Source organism: Mycobacterium sp. H4Y (assembly GCF_000364405.1).
Taxonomy (GTDB): domain Bacteria; phylum Actinomycetota; class Actinomycetes; order Mycobacteriales; family Mycobacteriaceae; genus Mycobacterium; species Mycobacterium intracellulare.
The window spans coordinates 2,127,661-2,149,877 of record NZ_AKIG01000001.1; the positions used below are offsets into that span (position 1 = coordinate 2,127,661).

General features: G+C 65.5%; 19 protein-coding genes (1 of these 19 running past the window's edge). 12 read left to right on the forward strand and 7 right to left on the reverse strand.

What is annotated here, in order from left to right:
* Window positions 1-6,321, reverse strand: partial view of a non-ribosomal peptide synthetase gene (locus tag W7U_RS09440; protein ID WP_036428930.1) — the start only. It extends 24,942 nt beyond the left edge of the window; only the first 6,321 of its 31,263 coding nucleotides appear in the window; the start codon lies at window positions 6,319-6,321; its stop codon lies off the left edge, out of view.
* 50 nt (window positions 6,322-6,371) lie between these two features.
* Window positions 6,372-6,593: an MbtH family protein gene (locus W7U_RS25455; RefSeq protein WP_008257310.1), complete on the reverse strand. Its 222-nt coding sequence runs from the start codon at window positions 6,591-6,593 to the stop codon at window positions 6,372-6,374.
* A gap of 679 nt (window positions 6,594-7,272) precedes the next feature.
* Between W7U_RS25455 and W7U_RS26165 the strand changes: the two genes are divergently transcribed.
* Entirely contained in the window at window positions 7,273-7,458 is a 186-nt protein-coding gene (locus W7U_RS26165) for a hypothetical protein (RefSeq protein ID WP_136244581.1), read from the forward strand.
* Window positions 7,459-7,637: 179 nt separating this feature from the next.
* Window positions 7,638-8,429 (forward strand): GAP family protein, encoded by a 792-nt coding sequence (locus tag W7U_RS09445; RefSeq protein WP_014711784.1) that lies wholly within the window; start codon window positions 7,638-7,640, stop codon window positions 8,427-8,429.
* 32 nt (window positions 8,430-8,461) lie between these two features.
* Here the strand turns inward: W7U_RS09445 and W7U_RS09450 are convergent, their stop codons facing one another.
* Window positions 8,462-9,208, reverse strand: coding sequence for an ANTAR domain-containing protein (locus tag W7U_RS09450; protein ID WP_036428932.1), 747 nt, complete (start codon window positions 9,206-9,208; stop codon window positions 8,462-8,464).
* Window positions 9,209-9,315: 107 nt separating this feature from the next.
* Here W7U_RS09450 and W7U_RS09455 point away from each other — a divergent pair, with 107 nt between their 5' ends.
* The 4 genes from W7U_RS09455 to W7U_RS09465 all read left to right on the forward strand — a co-directional run bounded on the left by W7U_RS09455 (window position 9,316) and on the right by W7U_RS09465 (window position 11,557).
* Window positions 9,316-10,107: a transglutaminase family protein gene (locus W7U_RS09455; protein WP_008257316.1), complete on the forward strand. Its 792-nt coding sequence runs from the start codon at window positions 9,316-9,318 to the stop codon at window positions 10,105-10,107.
* A 250-nt stretch (window positions 10,108-10,357) separates the two neighbouring features.
* Window positions 10,358-10,825 (forward strand): DUF5994 family protein, encoded by a 468-nt coding sequence (locus tag W7U_RS26740; RefSeq protein ID WP_008257318.1) that lies wholly within the window; start codon window positions 10,358-10,360, stop codon window positions 10,823-10,825.
* Between the two features lie 232 nt (window positions 10,826-11,057).
* Window positions 11,058-11,192 carry a hypothetical protein gene (locus W7U_RS26905; protein WP_255348940.1) on the forward strand — a complete coding sequence of 45 codons (135 nt, stop codon included), beginning with the start codon at window positions 11,058-11,060 and terminating at the stop codon, window positions 11,190-11,192.
* Window positions 11,193-11,353: 161 nt separating this feature from the next.
* Complete coding sequence (locus W7U_RS09465) at window positions 11,354-11,557, forward strand: cold-shock protein (protein ID WP_008257323.1); 204 nt, start codon at window positions 11,354-11,356, stop codon at window positions 11,555-11,557.
* Window positions 11,558-11,706: 149 nt separating this feature from the next.
* Here the strand turns inward: W7U_RS09465 and W7U_RS09470 are convergent, their stop codons facing one another.
* A complete protein-coding gene (locus W7U_RS09470; RefSeq protein WP_008257326.1) occupies window positions 11,707-12,945 on the reverse strand; it encodes an acyl-CoA desaturase in 1,239 nt (412 codons plus the stop codon).
* Window positions 12,946-13,371: 426 nt separating this feature from the next.
* Here W7U_RS09470 and W7U_RS09475 point away from each other — a divergent pair, with 426 nt between their 5' ends.
* From W7U_RS09475 to W7U_RS26910, 3 genes are all read left to right on the forward strand, one after another.
* Window positions 13,372-14,928 (forward strand): succinic semialdehyde dehydrogenase, encoded by a 1,557-nt coding sequence (locus W7U_RS09475; protein WP_008257328.1) that lies wholly within the window; start codon window positions 13,372-13,374, stop codon window positions 14,926-14,928.
* Window positions 14,929-15,014: 86 nt separating this feature from the next.
* A complete protein-coding gene (locus tag W7U_RS09480; RefSeq protein ID WP_008257329.1) occupies window positions 15,015-15,449 on the forward strand; it encodes a DUF4383 domain-containing protein in 435 nt (144 codons plus the stop codon).
* 55 nt (window positions 15,450-15,504) lie between these two features.
* A complete protein-coding gene (locus W7U_RS26910; protein WP_008257331.1) occupies window positions 15,505-15,639 on the forward strand; it encodes a hypothetical protein in 135 nt (44 codons plus the stop codon).
* A gap of 11 nt (window positions 15,640-15,650) precedes the next feature.
* Here W7U_RS26910 and W7U_RS09485 read toward each other — a convergent pair whose 3' ends face one another.
* Window positions 15,651-16,046: a hypothetical protein gene (locus tag W7U_RS09485; protein ID WP_009954006.1), complete on the reverse strand. Its 396-nt coding sequence runs from the start codon at window positions 16,044-16,046 to the stop codon at window positions 15,651-15,653.
* Between the two features lie 282 nt (window positions 16,047-16,328).
* Between W7U_RS09485 and W7U_RS09490 the strand changes: the two genes are divergently transcribed.
* Together W7U_RS09490 and W7U_RS09495 are read left to right on the forward strand one after the other, a co-directional pair.
* Window positions 16,329-16,598, forward strand: a complete 270-nt coding sequence (locus W7U_RS09490) for a DUF1778 domain-containing protein (protein ID WP_008257334.1) — start codon at window positions 16,329-16,331, stop codon at window positions 16,596-16,598.
* A gap of 3 nt (window positions 16,599-16,601) precedes the next feature.
* Complete coding sequence (locus W7U_RS09495) at window positions 16,602-17,114, forward strand: GNAT family N-acetyltransferase (protein ID WP_008257335.1); 513 nt, start codon at window positions 16,602-16,604, stop codon at window positions 17,112-17,114.
* A 607-nt stretch (window positions 17,115-17,721) separates the two neighbouring features.
* Here W7U_RS09495 and W7U_RS09500 read toward each other — a convergent pair.
* The gene (locus W7U_RS09500) at window positions 17,722-18,705 is read right to left on the reverse strand and encodes a DUF732 domain-containing protein (RefSeq protein ID WP_008257338.1); all 984 of its coding nucleotides are present in this window, start codon (window positions 18,703-18,705) and stop codon (window positions 17,722-17,724) included.
* A gap of 350 nt (window positions 18,706-19,055) precedes the next feature.
* Entirely contained in the window at window positions 19,056-20,015 is a 960-nt protein-coding gene (locus W7U_RS09505; protein WP_008257340.1) for a M56 family metallopeptidase, read from the reverse strand.
* Between the two features lie 1,370 nt (window positions 20,016-21,385).
* Between W7U_RS09505 and W7U_RS09510 the strand changes: the two genes are divergently transcribed.
* The gene (locus W7U_RS09510; RefSeq protein WP_008257344.1) at window positions 21,386-22,024 is read left to right on the forward strand and encodes a DUF5134 domain-containing protein; all 639 of its coding nucleotides are present in this window, start codon (window positions 21,386-21,388) and stop codon (window positions 22,022-22,024) included.
* The last annotated feature ends 193 nt before the right edge of the window (window positions 22,025-22,217 follow it).

Below are 22,217 nucleotides of genomic sequence, written 5' to 3' on the forward strand. Positions count from 1 at the left end.
CAGGTAGGCGGTGTCGCCCGCCCGCAGGGGCGAGAGCCGGTCGGCGTCGGTGATCTCCTGCGCCGAGCACGCGGACAGGTCGAGACCGTCGAGACGCACGATCGGGCGCGTCCCGGCGCCCGCGACGTCGTCGGTGCCGCACGTCAACACGCACACCGCGTCGACGGCGTCGAGCACCGAGGCGATGCGCTCGACCGGATGGTCCAGATCCACCGGCGCATAGATGCCACCGGCCTTGACGACCGCCCACCACGCCACCACCAGCTCCGCGCACCGGCCGATCGCCACACCGACGGCGCGCTCCGGGCCGACGCCCGCGTCGATCAGCTTGCGCGCCAACCGCGTTGACCACTCGTCGAGTTCGCGATACGACAACGCCCGCGCACCATCGACCACCGCGGGCGCGTCCGGGCCCGCCGCCACCGCCGCGGCCAGCAGCTCCGGCGCCACGCCCACCGGCGCCCCCACGCCGGCGCCGGACATCCTCGACAGCACCAGGTCGCGCTCGTCGCGGTCCAGCAGGTCGATCGATGACAGCCGCCGGGCGGGGTCGGCCGTCATCGCGACCAACACCCGCTGCAGGCGCCCGACGAGCGACGCGATGCCGGCGGCGTCGAACACGTCGGCGTCGAATTCGATGTGCAGGCCGAGTTCGCGGCCGGGCAGGGCCTCCACCGTCAGCGGATAGTGGTTGTACTCGCGGTTGGTGAACGCGGCGATGGCCAGGCCGTCGTCTCCCAGCGTCATGCCGCTGTCGATCGGGTAGTTCTCGTAGACGAACAGCGTGTCGAAAAGCTGGTCGTGGCCGGTGACGCGGTGGATCTCGCTGAGCGCCAGGTGCTGGTGCTCGAGCGCGTCGTTGTGACTGTTCTGCAACTGCGCCAGCAGATCGGCGGTGGTGGTCGTCGCGGTGATGTTGGCGCGCACCGGCACCGTGTTGATCAGCAGCCCGACCATCGACTCCGCGTCGTCGACCTCGAGCTGGCCGACCCTCGATCGCGGGGTGCCGAAGACGACGTCGTGCTGACCGGTGAGCGAGGTCAGCACCAACGCCCACGCGGCCTGCAGCACGGTGCTCAGCGTGGTGTGGTGCGAGCGCGCCAGCTCGCCGAGGGCCCGGGTGGTCTGCGCGGACACGCGAGACTTCTCAAAGCCGCGGCGCCCCTGCCCCAATCGGTCTTCGGGCGCGACCAGGGTAGGAGTTTCGAAGCCGGACAACAGCTCCTCCCAGGCCTCGCGGGAGGCGTCGAGGTCGCGATCGGCCAGCCAGGTGAGGAAGGCCCGGTAGGAGCCGGCGGCGGGGAGGCGCTGCCCGTAGTAGCTGGCGAAGATTTCGCGCAGCAGGATGGGGAGCGACCAGCCGTCGAGCAGGATGTGGTGATTGGTCAGCACGAACCGGAATCGCCGGTCCGCGGTGCGGATCAACGCGGCCCGGAACGCCGCCTGCCCGGCGAGGTCGCACACCGCGGCGCGTTCGGCCGCGCACAGGCGCTCGATTCGCGCGTCGCTGTCGGCCTCCCCGGCGCCGCCGCCGTCGAGCTCGAGGTACCGCCACTCGACCACGGGATCGGCGGGGATGATCTGCACCGGCTCGTCGAACTGTTCGCAGAACAGGGCCGCCAGGTGGGGGTGCCGGTTGACGACGGTGTGCACCGCGTCGCGCAGCCGGTCGGGGTCGAGCGGCCCGGTCAGCGTGAAATCGAGTTGGACCGCGTACATGTCGTCGCCGCCCTGCGCGGTGCTGGAGTGGAACAGCAGACCCTGCTGCAGCGGCGTCAGCGGCAAGATGTCGGCGATGTGGTGCCGGCGCGCCAGCTCGTCGATCTGCTGTTGGCTCAGGCGGGCCGGGGCGATGTCCGACGGGGTCAGCCCCCCGCCGCCGTTGCGGACGTGTGCGCAGACCCCGGACAGCGCCTCGAACCACAGCCGGCTCAACCGGGTGATCTGTGTGGCGTCGAGAACCGATGGCGCCCAGGTCCATTCGGCGTGCAGGTGCGGTCCGGCGCCGGTGTCGATGGTGCCGGCATTGAGTTCGACGGTGTGCATCAGCGGCATGGGCACCGCCGCGGCGGCGCCGATCAACGACAGACCATCCTGGCTGATGCTCCAGCCCTCCCCCGCCGAATCGGGCGCTGCGCCTTGGCGTCCCAGGTAATTGAAGGCGATGGAGGGGTCGGCCCCGGCGAGATCGACGTCGGTGTTGAGGTAGCGCAGCAGCCCGTAGGTCAGCGGGTCGGGCAGCGCGCGCAGCTGCTCCTTGGCGTCTTTGATGATGGGCCCCAGCGCCGTGTCGCCGGAAACCACCTGCGCCCAGCGCAATCCGGCCACCGGCCCCGCCATTTTCAAAGACACCGGGTACTTGGTGGTGAACCATCCGACGGTGCGGGACAGATCGATGTCGGCGCCGAGTTCCTCGTGGCGTCCGTGGGCCTCGACGTCGATGCCGATCGGGGCGCCGGTGTCACCCAGGAATTCCGCCCACGCCAGCCCGAAGGCGATCAACAGGACGTCCTGGATCCCGGCGTGGAACGCGGTCGGCACCTCACCGAGCAGCATCGCGGTCGTCTCGGCGTCCAGCTCGACCGACAAGCGCCCGGCGCTGGCGTAGGTGTCCACGTCGGGGCGCGCCGCGGGCAGCGCGGCGGGCGCCCCCGTCACCCGCTTCCACGCGTTCAACTGGCCGACGACATCGCGGTGGCGTGCGTGCTCGTTCAGCATTGTCGCCCAGCGGGCAAACGAGGTCCCCGCCGGCGGCAGCTCCACCGGCTGTCCGGCGCTGTGCAGCGCCCACGCAATGTTGAGGTCCTCCAACAGGATCCACCACGACACCGCGTCGACGGCCAGGTGGTGGATGATCACCGCCAGCCGGCCGGTGGACTCGACCCACAACGCGCTCAGCATCGCCCCGGTGAACGGGTTCAACCGCGAGCGGGCGTCAAGCAGCGCGTCGTCGGTCAGCGCGTCCACCGCCTGCAGGCAGTCCTGCGCCCACACCGACCCGGGTTCGGGAATGTGGAACGACCAGCCGCCGGCGCCGTCGCGCTCGACCCGCAGCCGAAGCATGGCGTGCCGATCCACCAAGGCCTGCAACACCATTGAGACGTCGGCCGCGGTCACCCCCGCGGGGGCCTGCACCATCACGGTCTGGTTGAACTGATCGACCGGGCCGGCCTGCTCCGCGCCCTCTAGCCACCGCATGATCGGGGTGGGCGGCACCGGCCCGACGCCCTCGTCGACCACCTGCGCCGCTCCGTCGCTCACCCCGGCCACCCGGGCGAGCCGGGCGACGGTCTGCTCGACGAACACGTCTCGGGGCCGGCAGGTCAGGCCCGCCGCGCGGGCCCGCGCCACGACTTGCAGCGACAAGATGCTGTCGCCGCCCAGCTCGAAGAAGGACTCGTCGACGCCGACGCGCTGCACGCCGAGCACCTCGGCGTAGATGCCGGCCAGGATCTCCTCGACCGAGTTGCCCGGGGCGCGGTACTCGCCCGTCGTGTATTCGGGCGTCGGCAGAGCGCGGGTGTCGAGTTTGCCGTTGGGCGTCAGCGGCAGGGCGTCGAGGACGACCACCGCGGCCGGCACCATGTAGCCCGGGAGCCGCTCGGCCAGTGCGGCGCGCGCCTCGACGGGGTCGGCGATGCCGGTGACGTAACCGACCAGGCGCTTGTCCCCGGGGCGGTCCTCGCGGGCGATCACCACGGCCTGGTCGACGCCGTCAAGCGCGGCGAGCGCGGCCTGGATTTCGCCGAGCTCGATGCGGTAGCCGCGGATTTTGACCTGTTCGTCGGCGCGGCCGAGGTACTGCAGTTGACCGTCATCGCCCCAGCACGCCAGGTCCCCGGTGCGGTACATGCGCGCGCCCGCCCCACCGAACGGGCAGGCCACGAACCGTGACGCGGTCAGCCCGGTCCGGCCGACGTAGCCGCTGGTCACCCCGTCACCGGCGACATACAACTCGCCGACGACGCCCGGCGGCACCGGGCGCAGCCAGCCGTCGAGCACGAACAACGCCGCCCCGGGCACCGGGGAACCGATCGGCGGGATCCCGGATCCCTTCGTCAGCGGCTCGCTGATCGCCACGCACATCGTCGTCTCGGTCGGGCCGTAGGCGTTGACCATCACCCGGCCCGGCGCCCACCGGTCCACCACCTCGGCCGGGCAGGCCTCGCCCACCACCACCAGCGACGCCGCCGAAAGCCGCTCGGGCGAGAGCATCGCCACGGCCGACGGGGTCTGGGTCAACACGCTGACGTCCTCGCCGGCCAGCACGTCGTGCAGTTCGTCGGGTGAGCGCGTGACGTCCTCGGGGACCACGACCAGCCGGCCGCCGCGCAGCAGCGCGCCGAAGATCTCCCACACCGAGACGTCGAACGCGTACGAGTGGCACTGCGACCACACGCCCGACGGCGGCAGGCCGGCGTCCAGGGATCCCAACAGCTGCGTCACGTTGCGGTGCGTGACCGCGACGCCTTTGGGGACACCGGTGGTGCCCGAGGTGTAGATCAGGTAAGCGACGTGGTCCGGACCGGGCGCCGGCAAGGCGTCGGCGCGCTGGGCGTCGATCCGGGAATCGTTGACATCGATGACCGGCACGTCGTGACCGTCGAGGCGGTCGGCCAGATCGACGGTGCTCAGCGCGGCAACGGGTTTGGCGTCGTCGAGCATGAACCCGATCCGCGACTCGGGCGAGGACGGATCGATCGGCAGGTAGGCCGCACCGGTCTTGAGTACCGCCAGGATCGACGCGACGGCTTCGGGCGACCGCGAAAACATCAGCGCCACAGTCCGTCCCGGGCCCGCGCCCAGCCCGGTCAACAGATGCGCCAGCCGGTTGGACGCCTCATCGAGTTCCCGGTAGGTCACCGACCGGCCCTCACACACCAGCGCCACGGCCTCGGGCGTGCGCGACACCTGGGTGGCGAACAGTTCCGGCACCGACACGGGCGCGCTCGCCGACAGGTTCAGAACCTCTTTATTACCAAGCCCTTCCAGGCGTGCGCGCTCCGCGGGCCGCAGCACATCCAGCGACGACAGGCGCCGGCTCGGATCGGCGACCATGGTCGCCAGCACACGCTGCAGCCGTTCGGCCAGGTCCGCGACGTCGAAATTCGAAAACGGTTGCCCGGTACCGACAGTGCTCAGGAATTGCTGGTCGCCGAATCCGAGGAAGAACAGTCCGAAGTGGCCAACCGGCCCGAAGCTGGTGTAGGTCGCGGTCGCCGGGGTGCCGTTGAGGCTGAGGGTGAGGCGGGCCGGGACGAAGTTGACGACCACCCGGTTGGGCGCCTGCCGCGGGCCGTTGAAGCCGCCTTCGCCGTCCAGCGTCCGCGTCGGGAACTGCTGATGCCGCAACGCCTCTCGAGACCGCTGGTCAACATGCCGGCAAAAGTCGGCGAACGAGGTGTCCGGCGCGGCCTTCAGCACCAGGGGCACCACGCCGGCGAGCATGCCGGGGTGCGTCTTCGACTCCGGGTCGACGCGCCGGCTGACCGGAAAGTCGAGCACGACTTCGTCGGAACCGTCGGCGCACCAACCCCGCACCAGAAGCGCGCAGGCCGCGGTGAGTACCGATGACCGACGGATGCCCAACGTCTTGGACAACTCTTTGACCCTGCCGACCACGGACTGATCCAGTTGCACTGGCGGAGACGGTGAATACGGGTCTCGCCCGTCATTCCGCGCCGGTGCCGGATAGTCCGCCCCGCTGCCCGCGGGGCGGTGCGCGACCCAATACTCTTGATCTTCACGGAATTTGGCGGATGCCTCGTATTCCAGCTCGCCGCTGACGAGGTCATGCAGGGAGCCGAAGAAGGCGGGGGGAACTGGCTTGCCGGCGGCCAGCGCGGAGTAGACGGCGGCGATCCGTCGTCCGGTCAGCGCGATGCCCATGCCGTCGATGGCGATGTGATGGCAGACGGTGAACCAGTAGTACTCGTCGGGACCCGTACGGAACAAAGCGAATTTGATCATCGGGCCGGTGAGCGGCATCGGCGTTCGCTGGATCGATGCCGCGGTCTCCCGGACTTCCCGCTCCGGATCCTGCGATTCCGTCAGGTCGTAGAAGACCAAGTCGACGTCGTCGTAGTCGACGGCCTTCTGGAAGACCTGGCCGTCGGCCTCGAAGAACGAGGCCCGCAGGCTCTCGGCCTCGTTGACCACGTGTCGCATAGCTTGGTGCAGCAGACGGGGGTCGATCGCCCCGTCGATACGGACCAGCACGCCCAGCTGCCACGCCGCGTCGAAGTGGCCGGTCTGTTGTGCTAACCAGATATCGAGCTGGCCTCGCGTTACCGGGAGTGCCCGGTCACCACCACGCTCCACTGAACCCCCCAAGCTCTACCGAAGTCCTTCATATGACATCGGTGTAAACATCACAAACCGGCGCGGGTCGGCGTGTCGCGGAGGCTTTTCGCCCGGATATCGGGCCAGTGTTCTTCGATGTAGTGCAGGCATGCGGCGCGGTCGGCTTGCCCAAAAACTACTCTCCAACCGGCGGGAACGGTAGTGAAAGTTGGCCAAAGACTGTGTTGTTCTTCGTTATTGACCAGGACGAAAAAACTGCCGCCGTCGTCGTCGAACGGATTGAGCTGCATTGATGGACCCCCTAACACCGAAACGAAAACTCCAAAGCGCTGCGCACCACACGAAGTACCGTGCGGCACTTAAGGATTGAGCCGTTAGGCTCGATCAGCATCTCGACCGGCAGATGCGGTCGAAAATGGCGCCCGTGAGTTTGGACGCGGTGGCAACTGAGCCATGACGGCCATGGCAGACCCCCTACCCGGGTAGGTCCCACGAACGTCAATGTCGCCATTCACGCTCGCGGTGTACCCCGACCGCTCGTTCCGAAACATTTGAATTACGTTCTCATGTAAGACATTAACAGCGGCCGTTGTTGCACTCGTGTCTCGCTGTCCAGCAAAACAACTTTGACGCTCGGCACCGTTTGATATCGCCACGACACGGGTGCCATACCGTTCTTTTCGCAAGCGACCTAGGGAAATAATGAATTTGCCGGCCCGGCATTCCGGACGTCGCTTACGTGAACGAAAAATATTTGCCTCTGGCCCGTCCGGCGGCTCGGCGCGCGGCGCCGTGGCCGCGGCGTAACCGATAATCCTGCCGCAGGTGCGGTCCGAATCATGGCTTCAACAGTCTATTCGCGGCGCCACGATTCGGAGTAGCCAATTGATACCCGGCGACACAGTCCGTTTGCCGCACCGTGCAAAAACGTACGGACGCTTGCTAAACCGCGATTAGCACCCCGCCATCATGATCGACACATCGAGCTTCGCCGTAGCTGTGGCGAGTCGGATTGCCGCGGCGGCGTTCGGCCAAGTGGTGCGTTTGCTTTCGGGCGTGACGCTGCGCACATACGGCTGGCTACGTCTGGCGCACGATTCTTCCGGCCGTTTTGGCCGGCGGGACCGGCCAACCGGCAACCCCGGGGCCTTGTGATTGATCTCACGGACGCGCTTGCGTGCCGCTCGTCGGCTTCGCCCGAATCCGTTGACCAAGATCAAGATTCGGCGCACAGCGGGCTCATAGCTTTGGGCGGGCCGCGCTTCGCGGCGGCGCCGATCCGGTCGCGACCCGTCGGCGTTTAAGCGTCGACAGGTGCGGGTAGAGCTGCGGCCATGTGGGGGTCAGTGCTGGGCTTGGGAATTCTGGCTGCGCTCAACCCGGTTCGTCTCGGGCTTGCCCTGCTGATGATCTCGCGGCCACGGCCGGGACCGAGTCTGCTCGCCTACTGGATCGGCGGGCTGACGGTATGCGTACCCGAGCTCTTGCTCCCCCTGATGCTGCTGAACTTCACCCCCATGTTCGGGCACATCGCGCACGGTTCGTCTTCCCCTTCTACGGGCGCGACCCTCGGAAAGGTTCAAATCGGCCTCGGCGTGATCGGGCTGTCGATCGCGGCGGCGATGACGGTGCGCTTCGTGACGCGCCAGCGGGTGGCGCAACCCTCGCCCGACGCCCGATCGCCGGCACCGTCGTCAGCCTCCGCGGCGCCCATCGCCATGCCGCGGCTGCTGACCCGGGTCCAAGATGTCTCGAGCGACGACGGCTCCCCCGTCCGGCGCCTGCTCGGCCGCATCCACGACGCATGGGAGGGCGGGTCGTCGTGGGTCGCGTGGGTGATCGGGCTGATCTCGGTGCCGGTCGACGGCGTCCTCTTCATCGTCGCGATCATCATGGCGTCGGGCGCGTCGCTCACCGCACAGTTCGGCGCCGCCATCGCGTTCATCGTCCTGATGTACGCCGTCGTCGAGGTGATCCTCGTCGGGTACGTGGCCACGCCGGCCAAGACCCAATCCCTACTCCGGGTGTTGCACGACTGGGTGCGGACCTACCACCGGCAGATTTTGGTCATCCTGTTCACGGTGGTTGGGGTGTCGCAGCTGGCGCAGGGTCTGCACATCGTATGAGCCCCGATCGCGGTCCGCGCCGTGCCGGCGGCTCAGGCCGAGCGCGGAGGGCGCTTCGTCTCGACCAGCGTGCGGGCGATCTGCTCGACCCGGGTGTTCGTCTGCTGCGAGAGCCGGGTCAACAGGCCGAACGCCCCACCGGCGTCGATGTTGAATCGTTCCATCAGGACGCCCTTGGCCTGCCCGATCACGTCTCGGGTCTCGATGGCGCGCATCAGTTGCTTGTTCTCGAGGGCCAGCGACTCCTGGCGCTGGGCGTGAAGGCCGGCTTCCACGGCGCTGACGGCCTCGAACGTGTGCAGCAGCTCGGCCGGATCCCAGGCGTCCCCGTGTTCGACGTCGCGCGCCACCTCGGCAAGCAGCTGCCTGCTTTCGGAGACTTCCTTGACGCAGTGCACCACTCCCACCAGCTCGCCGTGGTCGAGCAGCGGGGAGTTAGTGGGCCTCCACACCTTGGGCAGGAATTCCTCGGGCGCCGCGGGATCGGGAATGTCGTAGCGCTGCAGCCGCATCTTGTGCGTGTGGCCGCTGCTCATCGCGACCTCGAGGGACGACGCGAGCTTCGACGTCCCGTCGGATTGCGGGTCCTTCGGGTTGTCCGGGAAGGCCTCGAACAGATACTGGCCCGGCAGCTCGTTGTGTTCCCGCAGCGTGGCCTGCTCGTAGGCCCGGCTTGCCGCCCGGATCCGCAGGTCGCGATCAAGCAGCACGCAACAGACGCCCGAGACCCCTTGGACCATCTCTCGGGCTATCGCGTCGAACTGCCCCTGGTTACGCATCGTTTATGCCACTACCCGTTTGTAAAAACGCTCAACCACCCACGATCGCCGGCGCGCGGCTGGCGATCTGGGCCCCTCCGGCGCACTATCTCGCTATGAGACGAGAAGTGGGCGCCGAGATTGAAGTCGAAATCACTGCGGCCACGACGCTGGAGTTCCAGATTGCAGTTGCGCCGCACCCGCATGCTGAGGTCTTCGAGTCGCTGCGCTTCGTCTTGAACGGAGAGCGAATCCAGCCCTTGGAGGTCAGCGGACTGCACGGCAACCGCATCCACAAGTTCGACGCGGAGGTCGGCACGCTGCGCGTGGACTACGCAGCGACGATCGTGGGGCACACTGATCCGGCTCCGGTGACCGAATACGACCAGTCGATGTACCTGCGGCCGAGCCGTTACGCCGAGGCCGACAAGTTCTATGGTTTCGCCGCCACAGAATTCGGCAATGACCGCGATCCGACGGCGTTGCTGGAGCACGTCAGTTCCTGGGTGGGCACCAGACTCAACTACGTACCCGGCTCGAGCGATCCGATTGACGGGGCGGTGGACACCCTGCTCGCCGGCGAAGGTGTGTGCCGTGACTACGCGCATCTGGTCGTGGCACTTCTGCGAGCGGTCAGCGTGCCGGCCCGCTTGGTATCCGTCTACGCGCCCGGGGTAAATCCGATGGACTTCCACGCGGTCGCCGAAGCTTTCGTCGAGGGGCAATGGCGGGTGGTCGACGCGACGCTGCTGGCGCCGCGACAGACGCTGGTGCGCATAGCCACCGGTCGCGACGCGGCCGACACGGCCTTCCTCGATAATCACAAGGGCGCGATCACGCTGGATCGGCTGGTGGTCAGCGCCCTGGTGAACGGCGAATTGCCCCGGGACTCGATCGACCAACTGGTTTCGATCCGCTGACGTCAGCCGCAAACCCGAACACCGTGCCATCGTATGTTCGATGAAATCCGCTGCGCCGCGGCGTGTTTGCGCCACGGCGACGGCAAGAGCCGCGTCGCAAGCCGGTGGCAATCATGATTCGCGCTCGCGTTCGGACACGACCGGAGTAGTGTGAGACCATCGGCGATACCTCGAACGTGACGAATCAAAGCCATGTCATCGTCGATTCGAATGATTTGGCCCACTTCGCGGCCAAGACGGGAGCGTCAATATGGCGCCGCATGACGACCACACCACTGCCGGGGGCCGGCACGCCCCGCCGCTACACACACCGCGCCTGCGCCTGAAACCGAAGTCGCCCCGCAGCGGGTATGTCGATGGAGCGTGGTGGCCGCACAGTGACGACCTGACGGCGGAGCTGCCAGATCTGCTGGCAGTGCTATCGGTTCGGCTTGGTCCGGTGGGTCGTGTCATCTACAACCTCACCGAATGGGCAACGGCGCCAGCGAAATTGGCGTTCGGCTCACAGACGGTGCGGCTCGACGGGTACCGCCGCCAGCCGGTTCACACCGTCGAGGTGCTCGGGCTCAACCGCCAGAGAATCACCCTCCTGGTGGTTTCACCGCACACCGACGAACACGATGCGCACACCGTCATGATGACCGCGGCCGGCCCGAACAACGCCTTGACGGTCGCGAGCCTCATGATCAGCGGGCAAAAAGTGGACGCCCACGAGTAGACCATGTCGGACACATCACGCATCAGCGCCGGATTCGACTGACCCTGTTTTAACCTGACTTCACGGTGCATTTTCTCCGGTCATGCGCGTTGCAGGCGGCCCGAATTATTTTGATTTGGAATTTTAGGTCGGTTTAGTTGGTGGCCGCTTTGATAGCGGGGCCGGGGTGCGCAGGAGGGGTGTATGCTCGCTAAATCGGGACCTGCCAGGTCCCCAAGTCAAAAAGGCCGCGATGTCTGATAAATCTCCCCGACAAACCATGGGTAAGAAATCGGGTAAATCCCTGAAAGAAAAACGAGCGGCGAAGCGCGGCAAGGCCGCCGAGGTCTCGCAGACGGAAGCCCTGCTGGTCACCAAGAAGCGCTGAGGCGACGATCTTCCTCGATAGCGCCCGTTTATCCGTGATCGGATGCCGTAGGTCCCCAGCGTGCTTGCGGCAATTAACGCCCGCGACTTTTTCGCTGGATTGTGTTACGGTTGACCCGGATGTAGCTAATTTCATCCGCTCCGAAAGAAAGCGAAATTCGTATGACACAGGGAACCGTGAAATGGTTCAACAGCGACAAGGGCTTCGGATTCATCGCCCCTGACGGCGGCGAAAAGGATGTATTCGTCCACCATTCTGAGATCCAGGAAAGCGGCTTTCGCAGCCTCGAGGAGAATCAGCGCGTCCAGTTCGAGATCAGCCAGGGGCCTAAAGGCCCCCAAGCGGTGGGAGTGACCACCCTCTAGCGGTGGAGCACGAAAACCCCTGGGGCTGAACGCATTCCACACGGCCCAAGGGCCGGGCGATGCCCTTGTCTCGGCCGCTGGGCTCGTGCGCCCGTCGAGATACGCGGGGCGCCAATCCAAAAGCCGCCTTATTGCGTCCGCACTGCGCGCTAGGCGGTGCGGCCCCCCGGCTGGCCTCGTCGACCGCGGGTGAGCATCGCCGTCGCCAACCCGCGTCGCCTCACGTCAGTGTCCGCGATTGCTACTTGCGGCCGGCCCGCGGCGTCCCGAAATCTATGCTCGGACGCTGTCTCTGGCGCGTCGTCGGCGGTCGCGGACAAAAATCGGTCGGGCAGCGCCAATTTGCAGATCGTGCGGACGGTGAGCAGGTACTGCCGGAGCAGCGGACCGGTGGTGTAGGGCAAGTCGTATCTGACGCACAGCGCGCGAACCCGTTGAGCGATCTCGGGGTAACGATTGCTCGGCAGATCGGGAAACAGATGGTGTTCGATTTGATAGCAGAGGTTTCCGCTCATGAACGCCAACGCCGGACCGGCTCGGAAGTTGGCGGTCCCGAGCATCTGCCGGAGATACCATTCGGGTTTCGTCTCGTTCTCCAAGACCGACGGGGTGAACTTTTCCGCTCCGTCCGCGAAGTGACCGCAGACGATGACCGCGTACGCCCACACGTTGCGTAACCCGTTGGCGACCACGTTCGCGCCGAGCGTGCGGCGCCATCGCCGTCGGCCCAGCGCAGGAAAGAAGACGTAATCCTTAGCGGCCTGGCGAGCCATCTTGCGGATCATCACCCGTTTGTGGGCAGATCTACCGGCCTCTGTTGTCTCGCGATCCCGCACCGCGTACAGGCCATGCAGCGCGACGCCCCATTCGAATGCCAGCGCCAGCAACACCGCGCGCAACGGTTGCGCCAGGGCGCTCGGCACCCACTCCTGATCGCGCGTGACCCGCAGGACTCCGAATCCGAGGTCGTCGTCCATGCCCACGACGTTGGTGTACACGTGGTGCAGGTGGTTGTGAGAGGACTGCCAGTGCTTCGAGGGACCGACCATGTCCCATTCCCAGGTACTGGAATGGATTTCCGGATCGTTCATCCAATCCCACTGACCGTGGCTGATGTTGTGGCTGAGTTCCATGTTCTCGATACACTTGGCCGCAGCCAGCGCTGCGGTTCCGAGAGCCCATCCGGCCTTCGATTTGCTGCCGATGAGGGTCAGTCTGGCCGCGACCTCCAGGCATCGCTGAAAGGCGATGGCCCGCCGGATGTAGTCACGGTCCTTGGTGCCGCGCGAACCTTCGACGTCGCAACGGATCGTGTCCAGTGCGGCCGCGAGGTTCTCGACGTCTTCATCGCTGAGGTGGGCGTATTCAGGTACTTCGGTAATCGCCATGGAATCAGTGAGATTCGGGCTGAGCGGAGACATGCGGACAGGGCGGGTTTACGAACCGCGGCAAAAGGGGTCACGTCCGATCTTGTGGGTGGTTACGCGCGAGTGGCGAGGATCGACGCGAGGTCAGATAAGCGGCGAACTTCTCGATCTAGAAAACCGGCCCGCGGGTTGGGGCGGCACGGCGACGCGTCCGGGACCTACCGGTCCGGTGGACGGCCGTATCATCTGTGTGAGAGCACCTGCCTGATCGGCTCGTGGGTTGGTCGATACCTGAGGCTACATGACTTCTCAGACCCTTCGGACTCATCAGCGTCTTCCACTCGGTGATAGCCGCTCAAAGCAAGCCCACGGGCACCGGAGGCCCCCGGCATCGCAGAGCCAATAGTCTGGTGTTTTGGACGCCTGCGCTTTTTGAGAGGTCACGATATGCCCGCACCGTCAGCCGAGGTCTTCGACCGCTTGCGCCAGTTGGCCGCGATCAAGGACGCCACCGCACGCCAGACCAAGACGATCGACGAGGTCTTCACCGGCAAGCCGCTGACCACCATCCCCGTCGGCACGGCCGAAGACGTCGAAGCCGCCTTCGCCGAGGCGCGCGCGGCGCAGGCCGACTGGGCGAACCGTCCGGTCAGCGAGCGCGTCGATGTCATCAGCCGGTATCGCGACCTGGTCGTCGAGAACCGCGAGTTCCTGATGGATCTCCTGCAGGCCGAGGCGGGCAAGGCCCGATGGGCCGCACAGGAGGAGATCGTCGACCTGGTCGCCAACGCGAATTACTATGCGCGGGTCTCCGCGGACCTGCTGAAGCCGCGCACGGTGCAGTCGCTGCTCCCGGGCATCGGCAAGACCACGGTGGGTTACCAGCCCAAGGGCGTGGTCGGGGTGATTTCGCCGTGGAACTATCCGATGACCCTGACGGCCTCGGACTCGGTGCCCGCGCTGCTGGCCGGTAACGCGGTGGTGCTGAAGCCGGACAGCCAGACCCCGTATTGCGCGCTCGCGTGCGCCGAGCGTTTGTATCGCGCCGGCCTGCCGCGAGCGCTCTACGCGGTGGTGCCCGGGCCGGGCTCGGTGGTCGGCACCGCGATCATCGACAACTGCGACTACTTGATGTTCACCGGCTCGACCGCCACCGGCAGGCAGCTCGCGGAGCACGCCGGCCGGCGGCTGATCGGTTTCTCCGCCGAGCTCGGCGGCAAGAACGCGATGATCGTCACGCGCGGCGCCAACCTCGACAAGGCGGCCAAGGCGGCCACCCGCGCATGCTTCTCCAACGCGGGCCAGCTGTGCATCTCCATCGAGCGGATCTACGTCGAGAAAGACATCGCCGACGATTTCATCGGCAAGTTCGGCGCCGCGGTGCGCAACATGAAGCTGGGCTCCGCGTATGACTTCTCGATCGACATGGGAAGCCTGATCTCCGCCGGCCAGCTGGACACCGTGACCGACCATGTGGACGACGCGAAAGCCAAGGGCGCCAAGGTGATTGCCGGCGGCAAGGCTCGCCCCGACATCGGGCCGCTGTTCTACGAGCCCACGGTGCTGACCGACGTGACGCCGGAGATGGAGTGCGCGGCCAACGAGACGTTCGGCCCGGTCGTCTCGATCTATCCGGTGGCCGACGTCGACGAAGCCGTCGAGAAGGCCAACGCCACCGAGTACGGGCTCAACGCCAGCGTGTTCGCGGGTTCCTCCGCCGAGGGCCAGCAGATCGCCGCCCGGCTGCGCTCGGGGACGGTGAACGTCAACGAGGGTTACGCGTTCGCGTGGGGCAGCCTCGGCGCACCGATGGGCGGGATGGGTCAGTCCGGCGTCGGGCGCCGCCACGGTCCCGAGGGCCTGTTGAAGTACACCGAATCGCAGACGATCGCGACCGCACGCGTGTTCAATCTTGATCCGCCGCTTGGCATTCCGTCGACCCTGTGGCAGAAGTCGCTGTTGCCCATCGTGCGGACCGTGATGAAGATTCCCGGGCGGAACTGACCTTCAGCCGCTTGGTGCGGCCCATTGCCAGGAGCTACTACAACGCGTAGTATTCGGGCATCTTGCCGCGCACAAGGGGGTGCCATGTGAGGTGGAGTTTCGCCCAGGTCGGGCTGCTGATCATTTGTGTTTTCCACGTCATTCAGGCGGTGGTCGGCTTCATCATGAATCCCAGTTTCGCGATCGGGCCCACCGCGCCGACCGTCCAGCTGTTCGGAATGGACTACAACGGGTGGCACGCGGTCGCCGGCCTTGCGTTGTTCGCTCCAGGCCTGGTCTTCGCGATGCGCAAGTCGTGGTCGGTGTTGTATCTGCTGCTCGCCGCGATCGCCGGTGCGCTGCCGGGCATTTGGGCGTTCTTCTCGCATCGGGTCGCGTTCGTGTTCACCTTTCCCAACAACGTCACCGACGCGGTCGTGCACCTGGTGACCGCCGCGATCATGGTGGCGGTGGCCGCCGTGCAGATCCGGATGGACGGCGGGCTCAAGCAATCGCTCGCCGACCTCCGGAAGGCGCGGTAGGAGTCTTCAGATCGCGCCGTTGCGGGTAGTCCTCCGGTCGACGAAGGAGGTTGCGATGGGCAAGCACTCGGAAAAGGATGACGACGAGCCCAAGGGCGGCCGTCCCGGCCCCGCGGATCACGGCCACGAAGGTGGCATGGCGACTCGCGAGAACGCGCCGGAACTCACCGAGCCGGACCGTGAGGACTGACGGGGCAGAACCTACTTGGAGGGGTTGCGGGCTTCCTCGTAGCGGATGGACGCCACCAAAGCCACGGCGAGCAGGAACAGCAACGGCACGAACACCATCGGGTACGCGGCGACAGCGGCCATGGCGATGAGCGAGCCGGGCACCCCCAACGTCAACGCGGCCGTCGGGTGCTTCTCGCCCATGCTGACGATCCTGGCGGGCGCCGCAAACGCGATCGCGGCCTGCTGATACCGATCCGCCCACTCGCCGTAGTACGAGCGGCGGGTCTGTCGGCCGCAGGCCACGCAGTTGCGCCCGTAGGAGTAGCGGGTTTTGAGCCCGCAGCCCATGCAGGTGTGGGTTGTCATCGGGCCCATGCTCTCATCACGGTGAGCGGCCGCCGCGGGCGAGGCGTTCGCCGCCGCCATTCGTAGGCTTGGTCGGGCTGACAGGATTTGAACCTGCGACCACTTGACCCCCAGGAAGTAGCGGTAGCGTGTTTTCGCAGGTCGTCGGCGGTTTTCGTTGCAAGGGCGCGGTGTGCGACGTTCACGGAAGTGCAGATCGTTTGGCCTCGCGCATAACGTGTGGTCCCGAGGTGGTCCCCGGTACCGGCCCAACCTATACTCACTGTGTACGTACATTCGCCGTACAATGAAGTGATCGGCAATTGCGAGCACAGATAACTGAAGGAAGAAGGAGGTGTTGTTGTGGCAGTCAAAACGAAGCGCATCGAGCTTCGCGCGGAGCAAGCGACCTTGGACCGCATCCAGCGCGCCGCCAACCTTGTCCATGAGCAGACCTCGGAGTTCGTGCGGAAAGCTGCGATGCAACGGGCCGAAGACATCCTGCGCCAGGAGCTGGTAACGGCAATGGAGCCCGAACAGTTTGACAAACTGATGTCCTCACTCGAGGCTGCTGACGAAGCGCCGCGGCTGGCGGCAGCCGCACGGAAACCAGCGGTCTTCACAAGGCGTTGAACTGTGTTCGAGTCCGCGCGACTCACTGACGCCCACACGCTGGAAGGGTTCGACTGCGGTAAGGAGTCGCTGAATACCTGGCTCATCGCCCATGCCCGTCGCGCGGACAGCAGCGGGGTCGCGCACGTCTACGTGTGGACCCCGCTCGGCGAACCGAAAGTCAGTGCCTATTTCGCCATCTGCCCCACCGAAGTAGTACGCAACGACGACGGCGTCTCGGGATCCATGGCCGGTGGCTATTCCCGCATACCCGGATACTTGATTGCCCGCCTGGCGATCGACACATCTCTACGGGGACAGGGATATGGCGAGCAGCTGCTTCTGGACGCACTAGGCAAAGCCGTCGCCGCATCGGAAATCGGCGGCGGCCGGCTCATCGTCGTCGATGCCATAGACGACGAGGCGCAATCCTTCTACGAGCACTACCATTTCGTCCCCGTCACGAACCGCGAGCGTCGTCTGGTCATGAAGGTGTCCACCGCGGCGAAAGCGCTCGGGGAGCGTTGGCGGCAGTAGGCCCTTCCGCCGAACAGTGTGCTGCACAAAGGAGTTGGCCGTTAGCGGTGTCGAGAGTTTCCCCGGTGAGTTAGACATGCGCGTGCCGACAACGCGAGTTTGCGTCATCTCCTTCAATTGAGTGAGGAACAGGCACGCGCGGCCTCCGGTGACCAGGCGACGGTGACGGGGGTGCCGGCCTCACCGGTGACAATGGACTCCAGCTCCGCTCATAAGGTGCGGTTCTTTTCGATTTGTTCCGTTGTCGCACCGACGTTTACGCACTGCGCTGGGAAAATCGTCGAGAGGGCCGTTCAGGTTGGATGCCGGCGATCAAACGATATTGGCGCAAGGGTATGAACCGCGCCGACGCGCCTTACCTACCACTGACCCCTGAGGTCGTTGATGCCCACCTGCGAGGCGAAACACATATCGGCCTGTATCCACTCAGCGATGACGAGACCTTCTGGTGGGTCGCGGCCGATTTCGATAAGAAGCCGCGATGGCTCACGCCAAATCGATAACTGCCCTAAGGCCGCTTCGTCTGAAGGCTAAACACGAGACCATGACTACACCCAACGACGCGACCATCGGAAGGCTTTGGCGGCGGTGACGGGCCGTTGCTGTCTCATGGTGCGAGCCGGACAAAGCCCGGCGGCATGTGAGGCGCCGGTGGTGACTCCACCGGGCCGCCACCTCCGTTGCCACCACCGTCACCGCCGCCGATGCCTCCACCGCCGTCGCCGCCCCCGCCTCCGCCCGCAGTGCCGCCCGGCTGAGGAGCGGCGGCGGGTGGTTCCGCCTGTTGCGGTGGCGGCGGGGGCTCTTGCGCCGGCGGCTGTTTTGGTGGCGGCGGTGCCGCGTTTGGCCGGGGTGGGATCAGGTTGTGCGCCGTGGGCGGCGGTGGTGGCGGAATCTGCGGCGGGTTCGGCAAGTCGGAATCTCCCTCGGGAACCGCTCCGGTCAGCGAGGCGAGCTTTGTGCCCCGCGCGTGACCATCCGACCGGTCGTTCCCAGAGCGGCCAGCCACGAATTTGGCGCCGTCTATCAAGTGTGGCAGCCGGACCACGACGGTGCCCATCGGTTCCTGCCACTCTGCGAGCATGTTGATCGTGTCCAACCGCGGCGGCGGCTCGCGCTTACCGCTTGCTGAGTTGACCGTGTCGTGCGTCGACGCGGCAACCCGGTGCGTCGGTTCATTCGATCCAGGCGCGCGACTAGCCATAGCCGTGATGGAATCAATCTTTTGTTGGTTGTACGGGCAGTAGACCTCCACTGCCGCAGTGATGAATCGGGTGAGGGTACGCGTGATGCGCTCGGGCGGGTATTGGCGCTCGATCGGGTCCACGTTGAACGCAGTGTTCCTCATCAAGTCCACTACGTCGTCCACCGGCATGCCGCCATCGAGTTTGCGACAAACCTTATGGGCAGTGGCGATGAGGCTCGGCACGTTCCGGCGGGCGGGGATCTTTTTTTCAACGAGCAGCGCCAGAAACTGGTCGTCCTGGTTGGGGTCGGCGGCTACTGTGCCGGCGCCCACGATTGCGGTGCCGGCTAGCACCACAGTGGCGGTAACCAGGGCGCCGGCGTGGCTAGTGATGCCGGCGAACATGGCAGTGCTTCCATTCTTTTGGCCATCCCATCGCTCCCCTTGGCGAGGCCTTGGCTCCTCCCGGCGGAGCGGATATGTACTGTCTACTATAGTACTTAGTAGCTGGGTACATTAGCAAGTGCGGCGGGCCGCGGAGTGTGATACAGATGGTGAAAGCTGATCACGTTGCCGCGCAATTGATTTGGCCCTGAGCGCCGAGGCTTGTCGGGATTAGTTTTCCGTAATGGCGCCGTAAAGGCAGAACCTGTCGCGCGAGGGCTCGGCAGGCGGCGTTCCGACAGGCGCGGTTGTCGCCGAGGTAGCGTCGCAACTCGGTATTAAGTAGATACGCGCTCGGCCGACGTTCGCCTTTAGATAGCTATCGGGTGGCACCACATGGCGCTGGATGCAGTGAGAGCGGCGAGAATCAGAGGCCCGCCCGTGATGAGGAAGGTTGCGGCGGTTAGCAACAGCCGGCTGTTCCACCGATTTCGAGCGGCGGCCGGTGCGGCCAGACGTTCGGCGCGGGCCAGCACGTCCGTTCCAGTGGCCCCGAAGGCGCCTTGCGGCGCCTGGGCATCCATGGACAATGCCAGCAGCGCGTCCAACAGTGTCAGCGAACCGCATCTGCGGGCCGCGGCGTCATCGGCGGCCATCTCCAGCAACAGAGAGATCTCTCGATCGGCCGTGCTGAACAGGGGCACCCCGGGAATGGCAACCGCTAGGGCGCGCACGAAGGCCAGAACATGGTGGTGGCGCCCGGCCAGGTGGGCCCGTTCGTGTGCCAGCACAGCCTGCAGATTGCGATCGGTAAGCGAGTCCAGCGCTGCGCTGGTCACGACGACGGTGTCAGGGTGGCCGGCCACGCAGTACGCGGCCCGTTCGGCAGCGTCCACCACGACGGCATCCACTCCATCGATGCGGCGGCCGATCACCCGAGCTCTTTCGGCGTGCCCGCGGCTCTGCGCGCGTGCCCGCCACAGAGACCTGCCCGAGCGCCAACCCAGCATGCTCAGTGTGCTGACCGCGATCGCGGCCAGCACAAGCAAGGCCACCTGCAGCGCTATCGCGGCGCCGCCGTCGACCAGCCGCCGCAGCGACTCGAAACATGCGGTGGCGAGTCGACCTGGCTCATGCCAATAACGCACGAGGGACACGATGAGGAATGCGGTCGCGGCCAGCCACGAAGCGACAACGCTGACCATCACCACCAACCACGCAACCACCCCTAATCGCGGGACGGTACCCGCATGGGTCAACCGAGGCAGCACCCACGGTGAGAGCGTCGCGACAGCGAAGCTGTACAGCAGCAGGCAGACTGCGACGCTCATCGTGCCGTCGGGCTCTCGTCGGAGCTCGTCAGGCGCACCGCAGTGGCGCCCACGCTGACCGAAGACAATTCCATTGCCGCGCTCGTGAGGATCGGGTTGAGGAAGCTAGCCGAGGCCAAATCGGGGCCCGCAGGTGAGTTCGTGGATTCCGTCATCGCGTCAGCATTCGCGCACTTGCAAGCAGCACACGAGATTTCGAGTACCGAAACGATCGTTGTGCTCACCGCCAGTACCTCCCGATCCGTGGCACACCACCCAGTGTTATCCTTCCAGCGCACTGGAAGGTCAAGGAGGTGTGGTACGAAGATTAGCGAGTTGGCCGATCTCCCAAACGCCAGCGCCAAGACCACTGCACCTAACCCGCACAGCCTCTCCAGAGCTCCTCGGCCGCATCCTTCACGGCAGTGGCTGCGGATCGATCTCCGTGAAATCGCCGGGTTGCAAAAAGGCTCGAAATCGGTATTGCCAGTCGTGCAGTCCTGTATCTACTATCTGCGTACATAGATAGTAGCCTCGGGTAGTTGTCTGGGTCTTAGCAGCACGCACGAGGCATGTCATGGGACTGCGATGAAGCGGTGGGAACCGGCGATGACAGGACTTGTGTTCCTTGAAGGATGGCGCAATGCGACGAACTCGGCGATCGTTTACTCCTGAGTACAGGTTTACGGCCGCACATCGTGTCATCGATGGAAAAGAGCGGGTCGTCGACGTCGCCCGGGAGCTCAACTTGAATGACAGCGTGCTGCACACATGGGTGCGCGATGAACGGTGGCGGATGTCTGCAGACAGTGCTGGCGGGTTACAAGGTGATCCCAGTGGTGAACCGCTTTTACCCAAGGAGCGAGCGGAATTGGTGCGACTCCGCAAGCAGGTGGCTGAACAGGCAGAAACTATCGCCTTCCTAACCAACGCCTCGGCGTATTGCGCGGCGCAACTTAACAGTCCCGAGTTTCGTGCGCACTTTCTTGCTTGGGAAGGATGGCGCGATGCCCAGCAAGTACGACGACAGCCTCAGGGCAAAGGTGGGTTTGACGGTGACACATATGAACGATGGCTATGACCTGTATGGACGACGATGCGCGCGATCTTAGCCTGGAGCCCCCGCGTCGCGGGCAAGGTATACGGCGCGGTAGCACGGCTCGGAGTGCATCGTCTAAAAGTCTTGGACAGCACGCCAATTGGGGATTGGCCGCGCGATCGCAATGCTCTACGCGGTGGGGCCGCGCGATCGCAATGCTCTACGCGGTGGGGCCACGTCGAGAGCGGTGAGCCTGGCGCGTGTTCGTGCCACGCGCGTGACTGGCAAGCGCCGGACGACACAATGACCACTGGCGTCCTCTCTGACATCGATGGGAGCGGCTCGGTATCGCATGATTCATGACTTGGCACTTCGTTGGGTCGTCACCGGATTGTTCGTCCTGACCGCCACCGAATGCGTGCTGGCGATCGTCGGCAAACGCCGACCGTGGACTTGGGTCGTCAGTCACGGGCTGCATTTCGTCATGGCAGTGGCAATGGTGATGATGGCCTGGCCGCCGTCGGGCGCACAGCTGCCTTCGACCGGAGCTACAGTGTTTTTTCTGCTAGCGGCCATGACGTTCGTGACGATGGCCTTCGCTGTGGCCCGAACAACCGCCTTGCGCGTTAGGTACGGGTATCACACTGTGATGATGCTGGCGACGGGCTGGATGTACGCCATGATGAACGCTCGGTGGTATCCGGCCCGAACGGGCACCGAGCACCACGTTCCGCCAGCTATGTCGTCTATGCCGGGCATGGACATGGCCGGCACGGCCATGCCGGCAAGCAGCGGACCGCCTGTATGGTTTAGCGCTGTGAACTGGCTCGCTGCCGTCGGTTTCGCGGTTGCGGCGCTCTTTTGGACCTATTGGTACTTCGTCAAACGTCAGCATGAGCCGTCACTCTTCAGGTCGCTGGGTAACCTGAGTCAGGCAGGGATGGCCATCGGTATGTCTATCCTGTTCTCCGCCACGCTATTCCGGATTTGAGCGTGTGGAAGCCGCTTCCGACAGTCCTTTCGCGCCCGCAGCATCGGCGAGGCCGACGTACGTCTCCACTTCCTTATCAACTCAAGCGTGCAGTGCCATTCGGCTGTTCAGGGCTGCATCGTTCGCGAAATCTTGCGTGCCCCAGGGTCAGCCGCGAAATGCCTTGCAGGCCAGCGGAGCCGCGTCGAAATCG

Coding starts and splice junctions, on each gene's coding strand:
- W7U_RS09450 (WP_036428932.1), bottom strand. CDS start 9,208: ATGCGTAACCAGGGGCAGTTCGACGCGATAGCCCGAGAGATGGTCCAA.
- W7U_RS26165 (WP_136244581.1), top strand. CDS start 7,273: ATGATCGACACATCGAGCTTCGCCGTAGCTGTGGCGAGTCGGATTGCC.
- W7U_RS26905 (WP_255348940.1), top strand. CDS start 11,058: ATGTCTGATAAATCTCCCCGACAAACCATGGGTAAGAAATCGGGTAAA.
- W7U_RS25455 (WP_008257310.1), bottom strand. CDS start 6,593: ATGCAGCTCAATCCGTTCGACGACGACGGCGGCAGTTTTTTCGTCCTG.
- W7U_RS09475 (WP_008257328.1), top strand. CDS start 13,372: ATGCCCGCACCGTCAGCCGAGGTCTTCGACCGCTTGCGCCAGTTGGCC.
- W7U_RS26740 (WP_008257318.1), top strand. CDS start 10,358: ATGGCGCCGCATGACGACCACACCACTGCCGGGGGCCGGCACGCCCCG.
- W7U_RS09470 (WP_008257326.1), bottom strand. CDS start 12,945: ATGGCGATTACCGAAGTACCTGAATACGCCCACCTCAGCGATGAAGAC.
- W7U_RS26910 (WP_008257331.1), top strand. CDS start 15,505: ATGGGCAAGCACTCGGAAAAGGATGACGACGAGCCCAAGGGCGGCCGT.
- W7U_RS09510 (WP_008257344.1), top strand. CDS start 21,386: ATGATTCATGACTTGGCACTTCGTTGGGTCGTCACCGGATTGTTCGTC.
- W7U_RS09485 (WP_009954006.1), bottom strand. CDS start 16,046: ATGGCGGCGGCGAACGCCTCGCCCGCGGCGGCCGCTCACCGTGATGAG.
- W7U_RS09445 (WP_014711784.1), top strand. CDS start 7,638: ATGTGGGGGTCAGTGCTGGGCTTGGGAATTCTGGCTGCGCTCAACCCG.
- W7U_RS09500 (WP_008257338.1), bottom strand. CDS start 18,705: ATGTTCGCCGGCATCACTAGCCACGCCGGCGCCCTGGTTACCGCCACT.
- W7U_RS09465 (WP_008257323.1), top strand. CDS start 11,354: ATGACACAGGGAACCGTGAAATGGTTCAACAGCGACAAGGGCTTCGGA.
- W7U_RS09505 (WP_008257340.1), bottom strand. CDS start 20,015: ATGAGCGTCGCAGTCTGCCTGCTGCTGTACAGCTTCGCTGTCGCGACG.